The 19,249-nt window shown below is 63.6% G+C and carries 15 protein-coding genes and 2 pseudogenes; 9 read left to right on the top strand and 8 right to left on the bottom strand.

Annotated features, from left to right (window positions below):
* The first annotated feature begins 8 nt into the window (after positions 1–8).
* The gene (locus tag U6958_RS20935) at positions 9–959 is read left to right on the top strand and encodes a LysR family transcriptional regulator (RefSeq protein WP_034398359.1); all 951 of its coding nucleotides are present in this window, start codon (positions 9–11) and stop codon (positions 957–959) included.
* A 29-nt stretch (positions 960–988) separates the two neighbouring features.
* Here U6958_RS20935 and U6958_RS20940 read toward each other — a convergent pair whose 3' ends face one another.
* Positions 989–1,549: a dihydrofolate reductase family protein gene (locus U6958_RS20940; protein ID WP_043820768.1), complete on the bottom strand. Its 561-nt coding sequence runs from the start codon at positions 1,547–1,549 to the stop codon at positions 989–991.
* Positions 1,550–1,769: 220 nt separating this feature from the next.
* On the opposite strand from U6958_RS20940, the gene U6958_RS20945 reads away from it, so the two are divergent.
* From U6958_RS20945 to U6958_RS20955, 3 genes are read left to right on the top strand one after another with little or no spacing between them, the layout of a single operon-like run.
* On the top strand, positions 1,770–2,876 hold the full coding sequence (locus U6958_RS20945; RefSeq protein ID WP_074923461.1) for an alkene reductase: 1,107 nt from the start codon (positions 1,770–1,772) through the stop codon (positions 2,874–2,876).
* Positions 2,877–2,922: 46 nt separating this feature from the next.
* Positions 2,923–3,942, top strand: coding sequence for a zinc-binding alcohol dehydrogenase family protein (locus U6958_RS20950; RefSeq protein ID WP_016448208.1), 1,020 nt, complete (start codon positions 2,923–2,925; stop codon positions 3,940–3,942).
* Positions 3,943–3,945: 3 nt separating this feature from the next.
* Positions 3,946–4,245: a putative quinol monooxygenase gene (locus U6958_RS20955; protein ID WP_074923462.1), complete on the top strand. Its 300-nt coding sequence runs from the start codon at positions 3,946–3,948 to the stop codon at positions 4,243–4,245.
* 40 nt (positions 4,246–4,285) lie between these two features.
* Here U6958_RS20955 and U6958_RS20960 read toward each other — a convergent pair whose 3' ends face one another.
* Positions 4,286–5,236: a LysR family transcriptional regulator gene (locus U6958_RS20960; RefSeq protein WP_016448210.1), complete on the bottom strand. Its 951-nt coding sequence runs from the start codon at positions 5,234–5,236 to the stop codon at positions 4,286–4,288.
* Between the two features lie 99 nt (positions 5,237–5,335).
* Between U6958_RS20960 and U6958_RS20965 the strand changes: the two genes are divergently transcribed.
* Together U6958_RS20965 and U6958_RS20970 are read left to right on the top strand one after the other, a co-directional pair.
* Positions 5,336–6,316, top strand: a complete 981-nt coding sequence (locus U6958_RS20965; RefSeq protein ID WP_074923463.1) for a tripartite tricarboxylate transporter substrate binding protein — start codon at positions 5,336–5,338, stop codon at positions 6,314–6,316.
* 12 nt (positions 6,317–6,328) lie between these two features.
* Positions 6,329–6,721: a 5-carboxymethyl-2-hydroxymuconate Delta-isomerase gene (locus tag U6958_RS20970; RefSeq protein WP_074923464.1), complete on the top strand. Its 393-nt coding sequence runs from the start codon at positions 6,329–6,331 to the stop codon at positions 6,719–6,721.
* 60 nt (positions 6,722–6,781) lie between these two features.
* Here U6958_RS20970 and U6958_RS20975 read toward each other — a convergent pair whose 3' ends face one another.
* The gene (locus U6958_RS20975) at positions 6,782–8,068 is read right to left on the bottom strand and encodes a pitrilysin family protein (RefSeq protein ID WP_074923470.1); all 1,287 of its coding nucleotides are present in this window, start codon (positions 8,066–8,068) and stop codon (positions 6,782–6,784) included.
* A gap of 157 nt (positions 8,069–8,225) precedes the next feature.
* Positions 8,226–9,368, bottom strand: a complete 1,143-nt coding sequence (locus tag U6958_RS20980) for a DUF3883 domain-containing protein (protein ID WP_074923465.1) — start codon at positions 9,366–9,368, stop codon at positions 8,226–8,228.
* A gap of 319 nt (positions 9,369–9,687) precedes the next feature.
* Here U6958_RS20980 and U6958_RS20985 point away from each other — a divergent pair, with 319 nt between their 5' ends.
* Together U6958_RS20985 and U6958_RS20990 are read left to right on the top strand one after the other, a co-directional pair.
* Positions 9,688–10,062, top strand: coding sequence for a nucleotide pyrophosphohydrolase (locus tag U6958_RS20985; protein ID WP_016448215.1), 375 nt, complete (start codon positions 9,688–9,690; stop codon positions 10,060–10,062).
* A complete protein-coding gene (locus U6958_RS20990; RefSeq protein ID WP_074923466.1) occupies positions 10,059–11,930 on the top strand; it encodes a DUF2075 domain-containing protein in 1,872 nt (623 codons plus the stop codon). The genes U6958_RS20985 and U6958_RS20990 overlap by 4 nt, the downstream gene beginning before the upstream one ends.
* A 462-nt stretch (positions 11,931–12,392) precedes the next feature.
* On the opposite strand, the gene U6958_RS20995 is transcribed toward U6958_RS20990, so the two are convergent.
* Both U6958_RS20995 and U6958_RS21000 read right to left on the bottom strand, forming a co-directional pair.
* The gene (locus U6958_RS20995) at positions 12,393–14,657 is read right to left on the bottom strand and encodes a DEAD/DEAH box helicase (RefSeq protein WP_074923467.1); all 2,265 of its coding nucleotides are present in this window, start codon (positions 14,655–14,657) and stop codon (positions 12,393–12,395) included.
* A gap of 18 nt (positions 14,658–14,675) precedes the next feature.
* A pseudogene (locus U6958_RS21000) lies at positions 14,676–15,467 on the bottom strand (BREX system ATP-binding domain-containing protein); the annotation flags it as partial.
* Between the two features lie 56 nt (positions 15,468–15,523).
* On the opposite strand from U6958_RS21000, the gene U6958_RS21005 reads away from it, so the two are divergent.
* Positions 15,524–16,332, top strand: a protein-coding gene (locus U6958_RS21005; protein WP_085930546.1) for an IS5 family transposase whose coding sequence is annotated in 2 segments (ribosomal slippage) — positions 15,524–15,854 and positions 15,854–16,332 — 810 coding nt in all. Because the reading frame shifts where the segments join, the coding sequence is not laid out codon by codon here.
* A gap of 8 nt (positions 16,333–16,340) precedes the next feature.
* Here the strand turns inward: U6958_RS21005 and U6958_RS21010 are convergent.
* Positions 16,341–16,856 (bottom strand): annotated as a pseudogene (locus U6958_RS21010) (BREX system ATP-binding domain-containing protein); the annotation flags it as partial.
* Positions 16,853–19,249 carry a TerB N-terminal domain-containing protein gene (locus U6958_RS21015; RefSeq protein ID WP_074923314.1) on the bottom strand — a complete coding sequence of 799 codons (2,397 nt, stop codon included), beginning with the start codon at positions 19,247–19,249 and terminating at the stop codon, positions 16,853–16,855. The gene U6958_RS21015 and the pseudogene U6958_RS21010, both read right to left, overlap by 4 nt.

The following is a 19,249-nucleotide window of genomic DNA, read 5'->3' on the forward strand; positions in this document are numbered from 1 at the left end:
TGCACACCGTGCTGACACGACTGACCTTCAGACAATTGGAATACTGCGTGGCGGCGGGCGAGTTCGGCAGCATTGCCGAGGCCGCCAACCGCATCCACGTCTCGCCCTCGTCCATCTCATCGGCCATCACCCAGGTGGAGGCGGAGCTGCAGGTGCCGCTGTTCGTGCGCCACCATGCGCAAGGCCTGTCCGTCACGCCCGCAGGCGCCGAGGTCCTGCGGGAAATCCGCGGCCTGCTCGACCAGGCCATGGCCTTGTACGACGTGGCCAGCAGCGCGCAAAGCCAGGTGCGCGGCCCCGTGCGCGTGGGCTGCTTCACCACGCTGGCGGCCATGGTCGCCCCCGAGCTGTGCCAGGGATTCGCGCGCGCCCACCCCAAGGCCACGGTGACACAGATCGAGGACCACCAGGAAGGCCTGATCCACAAGCTGCGCACCGCGCAGATCGATGTCGCCATCACCTACGACCTGCTGGTGGCCGAATCGGACATCTGCTTCGAGCCCCTGGCCCAGCTGCCGCCCATGGTCATCGTCAGCGAACTCAATCCGCTGGCCAACCACCGCTCCACCACGCTGGAGGCGCTGGCCCAGCTGCCCATGGTCCTGCTGGACCTGCCCCTGAGCCGTGAATACTTCATGTCGCTGTTCCGCGAAGCCGGCGTCTCGCCCCTGATCGCGGCCCGCAGCGCCAGCCCCGACGTGGTGCGCTCCCTGGTCGCCAACGACGTGGGCTACTCCCTGGTCAACGTGCGCCCGCGCAACTCCCATGCGCTGGACGGCAAGAAGATCGTCAACCTGCACCTGAACGGCAACCACCGCCCCATGAAACTGGGCCTGGCCTGGGCCCGCGAACAAAAGCCCCGCCATGTGGTGGAAGCCTTCATGCACCGCTGCCGCAGCTTCATCTCCAATGAATACATTCCGGGGATGACGGCGCCTGGGCGCGGGGAGGCGAACTGAGCGGCGCGCAGACCGAATCAGGGGGCCTGTCAGCTCGTGCTCTTGCGCACCTCGTAATGCAGCACCGCCATGCCCTCGCCAATCTGCCGCACGGACAACAAACGCAACACCGGATGCAGCACCCGGCGCGGGAACAGCGGCTTGCCCCGGCCCAGCGTGGCCGAGCCCACGCTCAGGATCATCTCGTCCAGCAGGCCCGCGTCATAAAACTGGCCTGCCAGGTCCCCGCCCCCCATGATCCAGAGGTTGCGCCCGCCTGCCGCAGCCTGCATCTGCGCATGCACGGCACGCACATCACCGCTGACAAACCGGATATCGGCCCCCGGGATACCAGGCAGCGTGCGGCTGGAAAACACCCAGGCAGGCTGCGTATAGGGCCACGCCGCCCCGGTCTCCTGCGCCACCGTCTCCGCGTGGCGCAGCATCCATTCGTAGGTGGCGGACCCCATGGCCAGCGCGCCCACGCCGGCAATGAACTCCGGGTAGCCCGTGGCCTGCATGTCGCCCAGCGGGAACAGCCAGTCCAGGGAGTCGTCCTCGGTGGCCAGGAATCCGTCGAGTGAGGTGGCGGCGAAGTATTGGGTCTTCATGGGGGAGATGGTAGCCAGGCAGGCGCGGCACGGCCATCCGCCCGGGTGTCGTGCAGGCCGCGCCTGGACCCCATCGTCAAATTTCTTTTGAAGCCGCCTTCAGTCCTGCGGGTCTTTTTCAATTGAAACACCCAGGTCAACATCGCTCCATGCCCAGACGACTTGCGAACCGGGTTTCCGCCACCGCCCCAACACCTCTACAGCTCCGCCAAGGAACCGCATGACCACCGCCTCCACGCCCCTGTTTCGCCCCCTGCAGCTCGGCCCGCTCAGCCTGCCCAACCGCATGGTGATGGCCCCCATGACGCGCAGCCGCACCAGCCAGCCAGGCGACGTGCCCAATGCATTGATGGCCACCTACTACGCACAACGCGCCAGCGCCGGCCTGATCGTCTCGGAAGCCACCCAGATCTCCCGCCAGGGCCAAGGCTACAGCTTCACCCCCGGCATCTATACAGAGGCGCAGGTGGACGGTTGGCGCCGCGTCACGGACGCGGTGCATGCCGCCGGCGGGCGCATGGTGCTGCAGCTGTGGCACGTTGGCCGCATGTCGCATGCCAGTTTTCACGCCGATGGCCTGCCGGTCGCGCCTTCGGCGCTGTCGCCCCAAGCGCAGGTCTGGGTGGTCGGCGACGACGGTGTCGGCCGCATGGTCGACTGCCCCGTGCCGCGCGCACTGAGCGCACAGGACATCCAGGACGTGATCGGCGACTTCCGAAGGGGCGCGGCCAATGCGATGCGTGCCGGTTTCGATGGCGTGGAAATCCACGGCGGCAACGGCTACCTGATCGATCAGTTCCTGCGCACCACCTCCAACCACCGCACCGACGCCTACGGCGGCGGCATCGCCCAGCGCACGCGCTTCGCCGAAGAGGTCGCGGCCGCCGTGGCGGGCGAGGTCGGGGCCGAGCGCACCGGCATCCGCCTGGCGCCCTTCATCACGCAGCGCAACATGAACTGCCCGCAGATCATCGAGACCATCCTGCATCTGGCCAGCAGGCTCGACGAGATCGGCCTGGCCTACATCCACCTGTCCGAAGCCGACTGGGACGATGCGCCCGAGATTCCGCAAGACTTCCGCCACGCGCTGCGCCGCGCCTACCAGGGCAAGGTGATCGTTGCGGGCAAGTACGACGCGGAGCGCGCCCAAGCCATCCTGCACGAGGGCCTGGCAGACCTCGTCGCCTTCGGCCGCCCCTTCATTGCCAACCCGGACCTGCCGGCGCGCTACGCCGCCCAGGCGCCGCTGGCCGCATTCGATCCGAAGGCCCTGTTTGGCGGCGACGAGCGCGGCTACTCGGACTACGCAGCCCTCGCCACTGCCTGAAACCCTCCTTGCTATCCCCTCTTCCTCAACCTTTGAAAGCACGACCATGAAAGCCGTTGGATACCAGAAACCCCAGGCCATCAGCCAACCCGAATCGCTGATCGACATCACCCTGCCCGATCCCGTGGCCACCGGCCGCGACCTGCTGGTCGAAGTCAGGGCCGTGTCCGTCAATCCGGTGGACACCAAGGTGCGCGCCAGCGGCGCGCCCGCCGAGGGGCAGACGCACAAGGTGCTGGGCTGGGATGCCAGCGGCATCGTCAAGGCCGTGGGCCCCGAAGTCACGCTGTTCAAGCCGGGCGACCGCGTCTGGTACGCCGGCTCCATTGCGCGCCCTGGCACGAACAGCGAACTGCACCTGGTGGACGAGCGCATCGTGGGCCACGCGCCCAGGTCGCTGGACTTTGCACAGGCTGCGGCCCTGCCCCTGACCGCCATCACCGCATGGGAGATGCTGTTCGACCGCCTGGGCATCGCGCCGGGCAAGCACCCCAGCCACAAGACGCTGCTCATCATCGGCGCCTCCGGCGGCGTGGGCTCCATCCTCACGCAGCTGGCCACGCGGCTGACCAGCCTTACCGTCATCGGCACCGCATCGCGGCCCGAGACGCAGGCCTGGGTCAAGGAGCTCGGCGCCCACCACGTGATCGATCACAGCCAGCCGATTGCCGACGAACTCAAGCGCATCGGCTTTCCCACGGTGGACCTCATCGTGAGCCTCACGCAGACCGACCTGCACTTCGCACAGATCGTCGAGGCGATCGCGCCCCAGGGAAAATTCGGCCTGATCGACGATCCCGCGTCGCTGGATATCACCAAGCTCAAGCGCAAGTCGGTGTCGGTGCACTGGGAATTGATGTTCACCCGCGCCCTGTTCGGCACCGACGACATGATCGGCCAGCACCGCCTGCTCAACGAGGTTGCCGCACTGGTCGATGCCGGCCTGATCCGCACCACGCTGGCCGAGCGCTTCGGCAGCATCAACGCCGACAACCTCAAGCGCGCCCATGCCCTGATCGAGTCGGGCAAGGCGCGCGGCAAGGTGGTGCTGGAGAACTGGGGCTGAGCCATGAAGACAGAGACCATTTTCAACCTGGCCATCCTTGAGGCGAAGGCCGGCCAGCAAGACCAGCTGCGCGACGCCCTGCGCGCGCTGGTGCCATTCACCCGGCAAGAGCCCGGATGCCTGGACTACACGCTGTTCGAGCTGGCGGACAAACCCGGCACCTTCTACATGCGGGAGTCATTCAGGGACCAGGCAGCGCTGGATGCGCACTTCCGCATGCCGTACTTCAAGGCGTTCGAGAAACGCTTCGACGAACTGCTGGCACGCCCCCTGCAACTGGTGGGCCTGAAGGAAGTGCCCTGACGGGCGGTACGGGTCCGGGCGGTACGGGTCCGGCCGACGACTAGCGCGCGGCTGCAACGCGCCGCCCCCACGCTGGCGGCAGCGTGGGGGTTGCCGCCGACAGCTCGTCCCATACGTACTGGGCGGCAAAGCCGTGGTGACGGCTGCGTGAGCGCACCAGGCAGGCTTGCCGGCCCAGATTTCTTTCGGCCAACGGGACTGCGTCCTGCACGTCCAGGCTCATTGCCGCGGCACCGTTGAGCAGCGCGACCATGCCGTTTTCACGGGCGGCATGCACCAGGTCCTCCAGCGTATCGGACTCCAGATGCACGCCCGGCTTCAGCCCCTGCGCCGCAAAGGCGTTGTCGAGCTGGCGCCGCATGGCGTATTCGCTTGGCAGCAAGGCCAGGGGGTGGTTCGCGACCTCGCTGAGCTCCAGCAGGCGTCGCCGCCGGCGGGGCTTCAATCCCACGGCCACCACCGGCTCGTCGAAGCAGGCCAGGATCTCCAGATCGGCATGCGGCTCCGGGTCGAAGCTGACGGCGAGATCGAAATCGCCACGCAACACGCCCTCCACCAAGGCCTGTGCGGTGCGCCTGCGCAGTGCGATCGCCAGCTGCGGCCACTGCGCCTGGGCCCTGCGCACGACGGGCAGTACCCAGCATCCCGCGTAAGACTGCACCAGGCCGATGCGCACCAGGCCCGCCACGGTGCTCGCACGCGCCTGCACGTCGCGCAGCGCCGCCTGCAGCTCACTGAGGCAGGCCGACACCCGGCGGTCGAGCTCATGTCCGGAGGCCGTGGCTACGGCGCGCCCGCTCGCACGGTCGAACAGCTGCACGTCCAGGGTCGATTCCAGCAAGGCGATCTGCTCCGACAGCGCCGCCTGCGAGATCGAGGCATCGCGTGATGCCGCACTGAAGCTGTGCGCCCGCATCGCCGACACGAAGTAGCGCAACTGGCGCAATGAGACGAGATCGAGGGGGTCGCGGCTGCGTGCGGACATGGCCATCGGATTATCCGATAGGCGCGGCCAGAAAATGCGAATTGCGAAGAAACAAGGGCCTGCCGACACTACGGCCACGAGACAACTCTGGTCACGAGAGCACCGATGAAACGACGCAACTTCCTTCAGTACGCCAGCACGGCGACGGCCATTTCAGCCTTGGGCGCAAGCCCCTCGGCGCGCGCACAGGCATTCCCTTCCAAGCCCATCCGCATCATCTGCCCCTATCCGGCAGGTGCGACCACCGATGCCGTCTCCCGCCTGATGGCGAATGCCTTGCAGTCGGACAGCGGCAGCACGGTGATCGTCGACAACCGCAGCGGTGCGGGCGGCAACATCGGCACGGAGGCGGCAGCACGCGCCGAGGCCGACGGCTACACGCTGCTGCTGGGCGCACTCGGCCCCATGGCCGCGAACCCGGCGCTGTACTCCAGGCTCAACTTCGATCCGGCCAAGGACTTCACACCGCTGGCATGGGCCGCCTCGGTGCCGTTGATCTGGGCCGTGCATCCCTCCTTCCCGGCGGCCACGGCCAAGGAGGCGCTCGAATGGCTGCGCAAGAACCCGGGCAAGTTCTCCTACGCATCCGCCGGCAACGGCACGCCGCAGCACCTGGCGGGAGAACTCGTCAAGCGCCAGACCGGCACCTCGATCCTGCACATTCCCTACCGCGGCTCCGCGCCTGCACTCAACGACGTGCTGGGCGGCACGGTGCAGATGGTGTTCGAAGCCACGCCGGCCATCCTGCAGCATGTGCAAAGCGGGCGCCTGAAGGCGCTGGCCGTGACGTCCGCCAGGCGCATTCCCGCGCTGCCTGGCGTGCCCACGCTCAAGGAATCGGGTGTGGACGCCGAGATCAGCGGCTGGTACGGCTTCCTCGCGCCCGCTGCAATTGCGGCCGACCGCAAGGCCTGGCTGGTCAAGCACATGGGCGCGGCGCTGGCGGCCAAGGCCACGCAGGACAGGCTGGCCGAACTCGGCTCGGTGCCCATCGACAACTCGCCCCAGGCATTCGCACGCCTGCTGGACAGCGAGCGGGCACGCTGGCAGACGCTGATCCGCGAAGTCGGCATCAAGCTCGACTGAAGGCGCCGCCCCATGCCGCACATCGCCATCGAGGTATCGCCATCCTTGCTCCCGTCGATCCAGTGGGAGCCGGTCCTGCACGCCATGCACCTTGCGCTGGCCGAGCGCGGATGGGCACGGCTCGCGGACCTGAAGTCGCGCGTGGCACCCATCGCCGTCGGACTGTGCGGCGACGACCCCCACGCGCAGCAACTCATCGCCACCCTGACGCTGACCAACCCGCGCCCGCCGCAGATGTGCTCGGCCATGGCCGAGGTCGTGTTCGAGCATCTCTCGCGCGCGATCGGTGCGCAACCGGAGTCAGCGGCGTGGGTGCAGTGCTGCGTGTTCCTGCAGGAGCACCCGAAGTCGCACTACCTCAAGCGGCAATGGAACGCGCCGCCGCCCGCTCCCTCAACTCCATGACAACGGGAAAAGCGCCATGTGTTGCGGTTGGCCGCTGATCGCTGATCGCGCGCTGCCGGCTCAGGCCGCCAGGCCTGCGGCCAGCTGCCGCACGGTCCGGGCACTGGCGCCCTTGCCGGTGATGGCCACCGCTGGAGGGTGGGCCAGCATGCGCTCGAAGACCTTGCGCACTTCCTCGGCCCCGATGCCATCGATCATCGCCAGCGTTTCGGCCACGGACGTCACGCTGCCATGGGCAAAGAGGTCCTCGACAGCCCGCTCCATGGTGGCGTAGGTCCGCTCGCCCGCACGCACCCGCGAGACCGCCAGCTGGTTCTTGGCCCGCTCCAGATGCACGGGGTCGATGCCGGCAGCCTGGGCGCGCAGCAGGCCGCCTGTCGCAGCCACCAGCGCTTCGAGCTTGTCCGGCGTCGTGACGGCATGCACGATGAAATTGGCCCACACGTCACCGCCCTCCATCGCCGCATAGGCCGTATAGGCCAGTCCGAGCCGTTCACGCACGGTATCGACCAGGGGCGACGACATCCCCTCGCCCAGCAGATGGGCCGCCAGCGAGGCCACGAGACGCGCACGCTGCGGGTGCTCGCCCTGCAACTGCTCGAACACCAGGGGATAGGCCAGGTTCACGAACACCTGGGACACCTGCGTGAAGCGTTGCGCCAGGGCCTGCCCCACATACTTTGCGGGCTGAGGGGGCAGCGCCACAGCGGGATCGGCCGACGCAGGCATGCCGGCGAACAGCTGCGCCGCCTGCTCCAGCCAGGCCGGCACATCGAAGTTTCCGGCCGCGACGACGACGGTCTTTTCTCCCACGTAATGGGACTCCACATGGCGCACCAGATCCTGCCGGGTGAAGCCTTCAATATTGGCCACCGTGCCGATCACAGGCATGCCCATGGGGTCGTCGCCCCAGATGGCGCGGTCCAGCAGATCGCCGGCGCTGTCTTCCGGGTCCTCTTCGTACTCGATGGCCTCCTGCCGGATCACCTGCAGCTCTCGTTGCAGCTCACGCTCGGGAAACACGCTGTTCAGCACGATGTCCGCAATCATTCCCAGCAAGGCCTGCGCATGCCAGCCCAGGCCGGTCATGAAATAGCCGGTGATGTCCTTCCCGGTGAAGGCGTTGACCTCCGCGCCCAGCCGCTCCGCATCCAGGTTGATCTCCTGCACGGAACGCGTATGCGTGCCCTTGAACGCCATGTGTTCCAGCACATGGCTGATGCCGTTGCTGGTGGAGGTCTCGTCGCGGGAGCCCACGCGTAGGAACACACCCACGCTGACGCTCTGCAAGTGCGGCATGGGCAGCGCCAGCAGCCGGACCCCATTCGCAAGAGTGCGCAAGGCCATGGCAGGCCGCTCCAGTTCGGTTGCCGCCAGGGGCTTTTCTTGAATCATGGGCTATTGTCGTCGCGCTCCAGAGGATGCGCAGGGCAGCCCTCTTCAGCCCTCTTTCATGTGCCTGTGCTCAAAGCTGCGGGGAGCTCTGGCCCGGCCGACCTGCGCGTTACCCCACCAGGCGCCGGAACGACGCCCGAAAATCGATGGGCTCCAGGTGCAGCTGGTCCGCCAGCGGCCCGTTCAGGATGTAGAGCCTTGGTTCCTCCCGGAACTGAAAAACCCGGTAGAGATGGAAGGCATCCCCGGCCTCTGCTGCGAAATCCAGTTCGTTGCGGCTGATGATGAAGGACGAGGCATGCCCGCCATTGGTGGTCTTGACCTCGATGAAGCGATGCTCGCCGGGCCGCTCATGCGAGAGGATGTCGTAGCCGCTCCCGTCGCCGAGCCGGTCAGACACCCAGTCCAGCTGCTGGAAAAGCTCCGGATACCCGGCATGGACAAGTCGCCGCTGCTCGAATCCTATGACCCACTGCTCTCCGGCACGGCCAAGATGCCGGTTGGCTTCATCCCGCTGGGCCCAGTTCGTCTTGCGTGGAAATCTGACCTTGGCGCCGTCTTTCGCTAACTGCGCCACTGTCTCCAGCGCAGGCGGTTCAACCAGGCAGGCATGAAAACTCTGCTCAGCAGACGTCTTGACCTCCTCCATCGCATCCACCACACGGGAAACTAGGCCCGGCTGATTCAGGACGAACTGCTGCACCGCCTGACGCAACAGAAGCTGAGCGTTGCTCCGGGGCTTGTAGCCGCGGATGAAGGGCAGCTCCAGGTCATGCAGGACGGCGCTGATGTTCTGGAACTTCAGCTCCACCGATCCCTTGCTGCGCTCACGCAGCCGCTGGCGCAACTGCGCATTGAATTCGGTCTTGGTGTAGCGCTGCTGCTCGGCCTCCAGCAAAAGCATCTCGAAATACGACGCGACCGTGGCCTGCACCTCATCGAAGGTCCAGTCTTCACCAATGCGCACGACATCGAAGCCCAGATGCTGCAATCGAGGAACGACGGTGGCCTCTCCACCGGAGAAATCAGTCGGCTTGAGCGGTCCCTCCTGCGGGAACTGATGGCCGAACGCAGCTCCGACGATGGCCTTGGAGTCGCATAGCTGCCCGGTTCTTGCATTGCGAACCAAGAAATCGCGCGATTTTCCAAATCCGTATCGCTTCAGGAATGCCGTCCGACCAAGACGTGAAAACTCGTCCAACGCCGCCTGAACGGCCGCAGGACTTTGAAGGCGAGAGAGTTCAACAGCCATCAGCGTTTGGGAGAAGTATCTTCATGCGGAATCAATACCCACGGGCTAGGTCCGCAGCAGCACACAGCAAATTGCAAAGAAATAGTACTTTACGTTACAAACGCATGCTTGGTCTGGTAGCAGCCATGTCTTTCATGGGGAACACTGGACTTCGTCTGTCTGCGCGCAAGTGCTTGCACCTGGCCTGGTAATCAGGCGGCTAGTTCTTACATCCAAGCCTCGCCCGGGCTCAGAATCTTCCTAGGCGCAGCGATACTTCAGGTCTCTGAGTCCTAGGAACTGCAGAATAGGTAACAATCCGTTCCGAAAGGGTCTGGATGTGGACAAAAGTCTGATTGACGTGACGGGCGCGGTACACGCGCTGAGGCAGTTTGCGCAAGAGCGGGAGTGGCAGCAATTCCATTCACCCAAGAATCTGGTCATGGCTCTCTCGGGCGAGGTGGGTGAGTTGACCGAAATATTCCAATGGATGACCGAGGCCGACTCTCATTCGGCCGCCTCGAATCCTAAAACCGCCTCGGCGGTACGCGACGAACTGGCCGATGTCGCCCTGTACCTCATCCGCTTGGCGGATGTGCTGGACGTGGACCTCAACGCAGCCATCGCCAGCAAGCTGGCTTCCAACGCCGCCAAATACCCTGTCGAGGCGTCGCGCGGCGTTAGCACCAAATACGACCAGCTGCCCGAGCCATGATCGTTTATCAGGCCGAGAAGACACAATTCCTGCTCGACTACGACGAACGCGATATTGAAGACGTCATCTACGCGAAGTACCAGGCAGCGACTCACCGCAAGGTAGCCAAGGCGGAGATCCGATCATGGCGCGAGTCGCTGGGCTACATTGCCCGCCTTCTGCGTGACCCGGAAATCGCACCCGACATCGGGGTCGCTGTCGAATTCATCCTGCCGCAATCGTCAAAACGCATCGATGTCATTCTTGCCGGACATGCCGACGACGGCTCTCGACGGCTGGTGGTGGTCGAACTCAAGCAATGGTCATCGGTCGGCGCCACCGACCGCGATGCCATCGTGCTTTTGCGCGGTGGAATGCGCCCTGACCAGGCGCGCATTCACCCCAGCTACCAGGCGTGGTCGTACACGGCATTTCTGGAGGGGTTCAACGAGGCCATCTATGACGGCGGGCTGCAGCTGAAGCCTTGCGCCTACCTGCACAACTATGCCGCCGATGGCATCATCGACTCCCCCCAGTACCAGCCCTATATCGAGCGGGCACCTTTGTTCCTGAAAGGCGATGAAGACCGCAAGAAACTCCGCGAGTTCATCAAACAGCACATCCGGCATGGCCGAGGCCGCCAGGTGCTGTTCGATCTTGAACGAGGAAGGATGCGGCCATCCAAAGCGCTGGCGGATGTGGTCGGCAAGCTGCTGAAGGGCAACAGCGAGTTCGCGCTAATCGACGACCAGAAGGAAGTGTTCGAGGCTGCGAAGGCGGCATGCCGCCAGGCCAGCGCCAGCGGCAGGCCTCGCGTCTTGATCATTGAGGGCGGTCCTGGAACCGGCAAGTCGGTGATCGCCGTCAACCTGCTTGCGGCTCTGCGCGAAGGCTTGACCGTCAAATACATTTCCAAGAACGCTGCCCCACGCGCTGTCTATAGCGACAAGCTGATACAGACGCGCGACAACGCACATCTGGTCAATCTTTTCGGCGGATCAGGCTCCTTCACGGAAACCGTGCAGGATGCCTTTGATGTCTTGGTCGTGGACGAAGCACATCGCCTAACCGAAAAAAGCGGCTTCTATGGGAATCTGGGCACCCATCAGGTCAAGGAGCTGATAGAAGCTGCCAAGTGCAGCATCTTTTTCATCGACGAAGACCAGCGCGTGACTCTCAAGGATGTAGGTTCCAAGGAGATCATCCGCAAGTTTGCAGCCGGGCGGAATGCTGAGGTAGAGGAATATTCGCTGACTTCCCAATTTCGGTGCGCCGGCTCCGACGGCTATCTGGCCTGGGTAGACCATACGTTGCAGATCCGAACTACCGCCAACCCTAGCCTTGCAGATATTCCGTTTGACTTTCAGGTGTTTGACGACCCCTCGGATCTGCACAAGGCCATCGAGACGAAGAACGCCAACAACCGGGCACGCGTTGTGGCTGGTTACTGCTGGCCATGGAACAGCAAGAAGAATCCCAAGCTTATGGACGTAGTCATCGGAGACTACGAGCGCCAATGGAATCTGGACCAGGACGGCAGCCTCTGGATCGTGGCACCGAACTCTGTGGCACAGGTCGGCTGCATACACACCTGCCAGGGGCTGGAAGTGGACTATGTGGGAGTCATCATCGGGCCAGACCTGACCATCATGGGCGACACGCTGGTGGCAGTGCCCCGAGCCAGGGACAGACATGACAAGACCATGAAGGGATTCGTGAAGATGACGAAGGAGCAGCCTGCCGAGGCCGCACGGCTGGCGGAAAGCATCATCAAGAACACCTATCGCACCTTGATGACCCGTGGCATGAAGGGGTGCTATGTGTATGCCACGGACGCGAAGCTGAGGGCATACCTGCGCGAGCATTCGGCTATTCCAGCACCCCACTGAACAAAGGCGGGCGGGCAGAAAAAAGCCCGCAGTGCCGCGGGCTTGATTCGGAAATACGGCCGGACGACCCCGGCCGTTTCCTATTGCGCAATCATTCCCACTCGGTCATCAATGAGACTCGCAAGTCCGCATGGTTAAAGGGATTTGCGGTGATCGAAATGGGGCATTACCGTCGCTTTTACCGTCAAAGCAGCTCATCTTTTGCTGGCGCGGGAGATGGAGCGATTTGCGCGGCGTCGACATTTTCAGCCCGATTGTCAATCGCGATACATCTTAGCGCGCTTCATCCAGCCTTGGAACGATCGAGTTTTCTCTCGCTTACGACACCACCCCGAGTGCCCTTGCTGCCTACTCGTTCCCGCCCAAGACGGCATCAGCGGCACGCAGTCAGAAATCTTGCGGCATAGCCGCTACTCGGGATTCAGGTAAACGCAAAATATCTGAAATACAACTAAACGACTGCTACGCTGCACTAGCCGCGCCACCCTCATCCACCCGACTCAACGGTGACTCACGGCCATGGAATGCATGATCACCAGGAAGTGCCCTCGCCCAGGAGAGAGCCTCTTCAAGGTTCAGGTACAGACTTGCATACGCCTTGCGCAGAAGTTCATCGGGCAACGCCCAATCCCACTTCTCGCGCTGTAGGTTGCGGACATCGGCCAGAAGCATGTCGAGCGGCGGAGGCTCATCCACCGCCGCATCGATAAGGGCATCGACGATGCTCTCGACACCCGAATCCCCCTTAGCGACTTCGATGCCCGGGCCGGCCGCATTGGCCGAATAGCCTCGCCGGCGGAGCAGGCAAGCCAGCGCTTCGTTGGCGGCATCCCCGAGCCAGGTCAGCAGCACCACTTCCCGCCCCTGGTCAATCACGAAGTCATTCGCTAGGTTTCGTTCGGCGTAGTTCGCCCTGCCCCCAGCCAGGAACCGCTTGGCCACTTCATCCAGAAACGGCGGCACATCGGAGGACTCGAACAATTGGCGCATTCGCTGGTGAACGCGTGTGTGCGTGCGCCCTGCTCCACCCGAAAACAACGGCGGCGCTCCGCCACCAGAGCGGACGACAAATATGGTTTTTTGCTCCTCGTCGATGTCTTCCACCAGCCAGGTCCTGCCGGCAAACAGAATGCGCTGGCCCACACTGAGCATCTGCGATACCGGCAAAGTGCCGAGCGTTTTCCCGCCGCAGACAATGCGAAACTCCTCATCAGCGGCAAACGCGGCATAGAAGGTGTAATGGTTGACGAACTTCTCGCCGATACGGCCATGCAGCAAAAGACCACTGGACTCCTGCATCAGCAGTTCTTTCTGGCCGAGATGGCGAACGAGTTCAACAAACTCACCTTTATCCAGCCCAACAAAAGGAGTTCCGGAAGCACAGAACATCGCATAGAGCTGCCCGATGGAAGCCCCACCGTTCTGCGCCACATAGGACAGCATTTGTTGAACCAGCGTCGACAGATGAACGCCATGCGCCATGGGTGGCTCAAACCAGCCTTCCAGCAGCAGCGAGATCATCGCCGTCACCTTCACCGTCTCCAGCCGGAGTTCGTCGGCGAGTGAGGGCTTCCCGCCAAGCGCGTTCTCCACGCTGTAGCCTCGCAAGATGGCCGGTTCTCCCTTGCGGCGGCCAGATCGCCCCAGGCGCTGTCGCAAGCTGGCCACCGAAGGCGGCGGGCCGATCTGGGCCACGCTCCTGACGGCACCAATGTCGATGCCCAACTCCAGCGTGTTGGTGCAGATGGCCGTCGCCGGGAACTCCTTCTGCTTCAGGGCAGCCTCGGTCTCCGCCCGTATCTCTTTGGACAGGCTGCCGTGGTGCGGCCAGAACTCGTTCGGCACCTTTTGTTGCTCGCACAGTCTGTTGAGAAGGTGCGTGTAGCGCTCGACCTCACGGCGAGAGTTCGGGAAGACCAGGTTGTTCGTGCCGCGCAAACCCTGGAAAAGATGCAAGGCGATCTTCGCTGGTGTGACGGATTCCAACTCCTCGTCGCCATCCTCATTGCGCACGGCCAAGGGCTCCTCATACCCTTTGACCAGGACTCTCAGTTCACTGTGCGAAGATTTCGACTCCACCAGGGCGACCGATACTCCCTGTCCCGGACGCAGGAAATCGGCTGCCAGGCGCATGTCGCCCAGTGTTGCCGAAAGACCTACGCGCGGCGCCTGGCGCCCGATGACCCGCTCGATACGGTGCATCAGGGATTGAAGCTGTTTGCCACGCTCTGAGCCGATGAAGGCGTGAAGCTCGTCGACAACGAAGAACGCCAGCCGGTCGAACACTGCATTGATTGACGTTCCGCGATGGCACAACATTGCCTCCAGTGATTCCGGCGTGATGAGCAACACCCCTTGCCGTTTCGCCAGGAAGCGCGCCTTGGCCGAGGAAGAAATGTCGCCATGCCAGGGCCAGACGGGGACCTCCAGTTGCTCGCACAGTCGGTCGAGGCGCCCAAACTGGTCGTTGATGAGCGCTTTGAGCGGACTGATGTAGACGATGAGCCCCATCGGCTCCGCCTGAAGCAGATGCGTCAACGCCGGCAGAAATGCCGCCTCCGTCTTGCCGGCGGCCGTGGCGGCTGCCACGATGACGTCCCGGTCCGCCTTGACGATCAACGGAATGGCTGCCTCCTGGGCATCTCTCAGCGACTCCCAGCCTTCGGCCCATATGAAGCGCTGGATGCGCTCGTCGAGCAGGAAGAAGGAAGCGCTGTCGCCGGACATGTGTTCAGGCCGAGACCGTCACATCTTGAACGAGGCGAATTCATCGCTGTCGTCCGCGTCAACCTGCTGATCGGCCACACCGCCGGTGTCCGCAGCGACCTCTATGCCGCCCAGCAAGTCCTGCCATGCCGCGCCAGGGTTCTGTTCGAGCACGGCAAGCATGTTGATGAAGGCTGTGATGGTCGTCCGCGGCGTTCGGAAATACGTATCGCCGATGCGTTTGGAGCAATGCTCCATGAAGCTGAAGATACCTTGGTCCGGCACGAGAAACTTGTCGGCCTCGCCGAAGGCATAGACGAAACGAATCTTCTGCAGCAGGACGTAGAAGTCCTCCGGCGTAAGACTCGACAGCCGGACCACCGGTCCGCTGAAGTCGACCAGTCCATCCGAGGCGAAGGTGTTCTGCGCCAGGCGACTCTGCAAGGCCGGATAGCTGTAGAGTCCCCGCCGGGTGTCCAGCAGAAATTCGGGTGTCCCGCCCAGGACAAACCCAAGGCCCACGGCCGTGCCTTGCAGCGAGTCGTTGAGGATGCGCAGAATTTGTTCGTAGTTCGCATTGCGGGCCTGCGTGTTGGCCAGCTTGTAGAGATTGACCAGTTCATCCAGGCCGACCAGCAGGCCCGCGAAGCCGGCCAGGCGCACGAAGCGCGCCATGAGCTTGAGCTGGTCATAGACCTCGGAATCGTCGACGATGCTCCGCACGCCGAGCGCCTGCCTAGCATCTGTCTTGGTGGCGAACTCCCCCCGCAGCCAGCGGATGGCATCGGACTTCAGCTTCTCGTTGCCCTCTTCATAGCCACGACAGTAAGAGTGGCTAACACCACTTCGTCACAGGCCCCCGCAGAGCAGTTATGCTCGCTGCCCTCATGGCAAGACGACCCGTTAGCAAAGAACTGTGGCGACAGCTACAACCCCTGATCCCAGCCTTCGTGCCTTCTGCCAAAGGCGGTGCGCGCAAGCTCGCAGTCAGCGATGAGGCCGCCCTCAACGGCATCTTGTTCGTGCTGCAAACAGGCATTCCATGGGAAGACCTTCCCCAATCCCTGGGCTACGGCAGCGGCATGACTTGCTGGCGGCGCCTACGCGACTGGAACGCCGCTGGTGTCTGGGAGCAGCTGCACCAGGCCATGCTGACTCGCTTGCGTGAACATGACCAAATCGATTGGAGCCGGGCCAGCATTGATGGCTCCTCGGTACCAAGCCCCCGGGGGGCCAGGAAACGGGCCCAAACCCCACGGACAGAGGCAAGCTCGGCTCCAAGCGGCACATCGTCGTAGATGCCAGAGGCATCCCGCTGGTGATCTTGGTCAGCGGCGCGAACCGGCACGACTCCAAGATGTTCGAGAGGTGCGTGGACGCGATTCCTGCGATTGCTGGCCTGCCAGGACGTCCCCGTAGAAGACCGGCAAAGCTGCACGCCGACAAAGGCTACGACTTCAAGCGATGCCGAGCCCACCTGAGGCAGCGGGGCATCATTGGCCGAATTGCCAGACGAGGCATTGAGAGCAGCGAGCGGCTGGGCAAACACCGGTGGGTGGTGGAGAGGACGCACAGCTGGTTTGCAGGCTTTGGCAAGCTGCGAATCCGCTTTGAACGACGGCTGGATATCCACGAAGCGCTGCTGAAATTGGCGGCAGCGATCATCTGCGCGCGCTTCGTGGATCGGTGGTGTTAGCCAGTCTAAGCCGCGATGACATCCGCGAAATCATAGCCATTCACCAGCTCAGTCAATTGGTCGAGCTTCTGGCGCAAGAGCGCCTCGGTCGACTGGCCCGACGCCTTGGCCTCCGTCTTGGTCGTAGCGATGAACTTCTCGACGATGCCCGCCAGCGCACCCCCATCCGGCTTCGTTCGGGTCGACAGGTTGCGCATGAGTTCGGCGTAGAGGGAGCGGGCCTGACCGCCGCTGGCGTGAAGACGCCGATCCGGGTTCAGGTCGGCCGTCGCCACCACGAGCTTCTTCTCCAGTGCCACGGCACGCACCAGGTTCAGAAAGAAGGTCTTGCCAGCGCCGTACTCACCGATGACGACACGGAATGCTGAACTCCCATCAGCGATGCGGGCGATGTCGGCTACCAGCGTCTCGATTTCCCGGGCACGGCCGACCTGAATGAGGTGCTGGCCGCTGCGGGGCACAACACCCGCGCGCAACGATTGGATGACCGCATCACGGTCTCTGGGGCGGATCGGTGCGTTCATGCTTCCAGCTTCTCCAATAGTTCAGGGTTCACGGTCACGACATCCTCGCCTTCGGTGAACGGTACGTCGTGCAGGTCGAAGGCCGCCTCATTGAGGGTTTCAATGGCGCCGTCGAGCATCAGGTCCAGATCTGCTGCTGCATCGCCAAGTTCGTCCTTCGTCCACTCCGGCCGCGACAGCAGCAGGCGTGCGAGCGCACTGTGCGCCTCGTCCAGGCCAAGCAGTCCAGGTGGCGTCGGCTCCACATCACCTTCAGGCTCGGGTTCGGCGAACACCGGCTCGGGCGGGCTCTCTTCTTTGAAGATACCCGACAGCAGTGCTGATACGGCCTCGGTGTCCTTCTGGAGGGCGGCAATGCGTGCGGGATCGAGCTTGAACCCCGTTTCCTCGACCTTCGCGGTAGCCGCCGCCGTTGGTTTTGCCCCCGCAGCCACTGCATGCACGTCGGAAAACACCTTCTTGGGTTCGACGCCGAGAGCCTTGTAGACCTTCTCCAGCATCTTCACTTCTGTCGGCGACACATTTCCATCGGACTGCGCAACCGTGGCCATGAAGGTGGCTATGGTCTCCTTAGCGCCAGCGTCCAGCGGCTCCAGCTTCTTTCTGAGCGTGGTCAGCGATGCCGGCGTCGTCATCAGCAGACGTAGGTGCGCCAGAAGCCTGCGGACATGGTTCGGCGTGAGATGCGCCCAGGACTGCACCTGCGCCCGGAGATACCCCATTTCCTCGACACTGAACTCGCCATCAGCCGCAGCCACGGCCGATGCCAAATCCAGCGTCAACGCGGCGGCTTGATAGTCCGGCGTCGATCGGCTGGTGACCTCTCCTGGCGGAACGGAGAACAGCACGACCTTCTCGTCCGCCTTGGGCAGCTTGGCCCCACCCAAGACATCGGGCTCGATGCCGATGTTCAAGGATTCGAGAGCTCGCGCCAACGCCAGCGTTCGGTCCCTCGTCAGCGTCGTCTTCGCATCCAGGCTGCCAAGCAGTTCCTGGAACGACATGGCGATCATCCCCTCGCCCATACGCGCTTTCAGGGCGTGCAAGGCCTTCTGGGCACCTTCGGGCCACAACGCGGCGGGCAATTGCAGCAGCCCCTCCAGCGCATGCCTGGAATCCGGGTTCCGCCCCACATAGCGGCTGAACGGCTCCAGTTCCTTCGTGGCCGCCTCAACAACCTGGCGCAGCTTGTTGATGGGCCCTGTAAGGACCGTGACGTCGGGCGTGTTCCCAAAGGACAGGCTCAAATCCGTGTACCCGCGAAAGCCGGCGGAGGCTGGTCGGTGAACCAGCTTGATCTTGGTCTTGTTCCTGGGAAGAACCAAGCCCTCCCCAAACGTCTCGTGGTACTTGGATACGAACAGCTTGTCGAACTCCTCCGCGCAACGCGTTGCCGGTGTTCGCAGGTAGCTGGTCGGATCCAGCTTGGCCCAGGCCAGTGCCAGTTGCGCTGGCACCGGCACACCATCCACCGCCGCCTGCCCCAGGGCGACACGGATGTAGAGCGGCAGCTCGTAGGTCTTGGGAAAACTCGGAATGGGCTTGAGATAGGCTTTCTCGGGGTGCTCGGCCAACGAGACCCAATCGAGCAGCGAACCGGCGTAGCTTTGGAATGAGCCCGACTTGGCGCCATAGATGTCCAGCAGCCGACGCAGCTCTGCCGCAATCATGGGCCAATCGCCCTTGGCCGCCTCGTCCTTCGAGGCATCCAGAATGGCGCGACGCTCCAACCCGTAGAAGAAGATGAAGACGTACCCGACATCCGCCTCGGGATCCTGCCTGCCGCCCGCCAGCCAATTCAGGTAGGCACGCCGGGCGGAAGGCGAAATCTCCGAGTAGCTCGGCCAGTAACCCATCTGCCGCTCTGTGTAGTCGCCATGCGACGCAACAGACTTCGATGGGTCGATGAGACACGGATCATTGCCACCCATGGGCGTCGGCAACGACGTACCAACATAGACCAGGCCACCGGAAATCAAGATACCACCGACTTCTATCGTTTCTCCAGCAGGGATCCAGGCACCAGGACCGAAACGCTTGGGCGCTGCCGGAATGCGAAACGACGGTGCGGCAGGCGCCGGGCTCGCCGCGACCGGTACAGGCTGTTGCTCATCCGAGAGCCGGCTGGCCACGCGGGAATTGACCACGGGACTCGACACAACCGGTGCGCGACTCTCGGGACGAGGGACAGCGGGAGCGGGAGGAGCGGCCTCCTGTGGGGCAGCTTGCGCACTGCCCTTGGACTTGAGATAGAGATAGATGCCGACGCCAACGGCGGCGAGTACTCCAACCCCGATCCAGACCTCGCGCGGAATGGCGGCCAGTAGCACCAGCAGCCCCACGACGACTGCGCCAATTCCCCCTCCGGCCCCCGCTTTCTTCCGCCTCGCCAT

It is taken from the genome of Delftia lacustris (assembly GCF_040267515.1).
GTDB classification, from domain to species: domain Bacteria; phylum Pseudomonadota; class Gammaproteobacteria; order Burkholderiales; family Burkholderiaceae_C; genus Comamonas; species Comamonas tsuruhatensis.